Raw genomic sequence first — 1,363 nt, 5'->3', positions numbered from 1 at the left:
GGGAGCGCTGTCGGACGCTTCTCCGCTGCCCGCGGCCGGGACGAGGGCGTCGCGGAGATGCTCGGCCAGCTCCACCGGGGACGGATGGTCGAAGACCAGCGTCGCGGGCAGGGCGAGCCCGGTGCGGGCCGTCAGCCGGTTGCGCAGCTCGACGGCCGCGAGCGAGTCGAAGCCCTGCTCACGGAAGTGCCGGGTGACGTCGACCCGGTCGGCCGAGGCGTGCTTCTGCACCACGGCCACCTCCGTGCGCACCAGCTCGAGGACGATCCGCCGGGCCTGGCGCTCGGAGGCCTCGGCGAGCCGGCGCACCAGCGTGGCCGGGCCGTCGTCCGCGCCCTCCGCCGCCGCCTGCGCCGTCGTCCCGGCCGCAGCGGCCGTGGCGGCCGCGACGCCGGGCAGCTCACGCAGCAGGGGATGCGGGCGGGCGGCGGCCACCGCCGCCCAGTCGGCCTCGGTGACGACCAGGCGGGTATCGCCCCGCTCGAGCGCCTGCCCCAGGGCTGCCAGGGCGACGTCCGGGGTGATCGGCGCGAAGCCCTGGTGGCCGGCGTGCGCGGCGACGTCCGCGCTGGCGATGCCGGCGCCGCTCCACAGCCCCCAGGCGACCGAGGTCGCGGGCCGGCCTGCGGCCCGGCGCCGCTCGGCGAGGGCGTCGAGGTAGGCGTTGCCCGGGGCGTAGTTGCCCTGGCCGGCGAGCCCGACCGTGCCGGCGATCGAGGAGAACAGCACGAACGCGGTCAGGTCCGCGTCCCTGGTCAGCTCGTCCAGGTGGCGGGCGCCGCCGGCCTTGACCCGCAGCACCCGTTCGATCCGCTCGGGGGTCAGACTGGTCAGCAGCGCGTCGTCCAGCACCGCCGCGGTGTGCACCACCGCGGTCAGGGGCTGCCCCGGCGGGATCGCGGCCAGCACCGCGGCCAGCTGGTCACGGTCGGCGACGTCGGCGGCGGCGTAGGTCACCGCGGTGCCGTTGCCGGCCAGCTCCGCGGCCAGCTCGCCGGCCCCCGGCCAGCCGTCGCCACGGCGGCTGACCAGCAGCAGGTGCTCGGCGCCGCGCCCGGCGAGCCAGCGCGCGACGTGCCCGGCCAGCGCGCCGCTACCGCCGGTGACCAGCACCGTCCCGGGCCCCGGCCGCCAGCCGGCCGGGGCACCGTCCCCGTTGTTGCTGTTGCTGTTGCTGTTGCCGGTGCCGGTGCCGGTGGCGGTGCCGGTGGCGGTGGCCTGGTTGCCGTTGGCGCCGATGGCCTGCCCGGTGGCGGCAGCGGCCCCGCCCGTGATGGCGGCGGTGGTCGTCGTGCCACCGGCGGGCGCGGGCACCAGCCGGCGGGCCAGCACCCCGGACGGGCGCACGGCCAGCTCGACCTCG

General features: G+C 78.5%; 1 protein-coding gene. It reads right to left on the bottom strand.

Going from position 1 to position 1,363, the window contains the following annotated elements; all coding sequences use genetic code 11:
• The coding region (locus tag AC5LSR_RS23830) for a beta-ketoacyl reductase (protein ID WP_493469065.1) at positions 1-1,363 on the bottom strand (1,363 nt) is incomplete at both ends.

It is taken from the genome of Protofrankia sp. CiP1_Cm_nod4 (assembly GCF_982290645.1).
The sequence above is the reverse complement of the archived record's forward strand: the minus strand, read 5'-3'. Positions and strand labels throughout refer to the sequence as shown.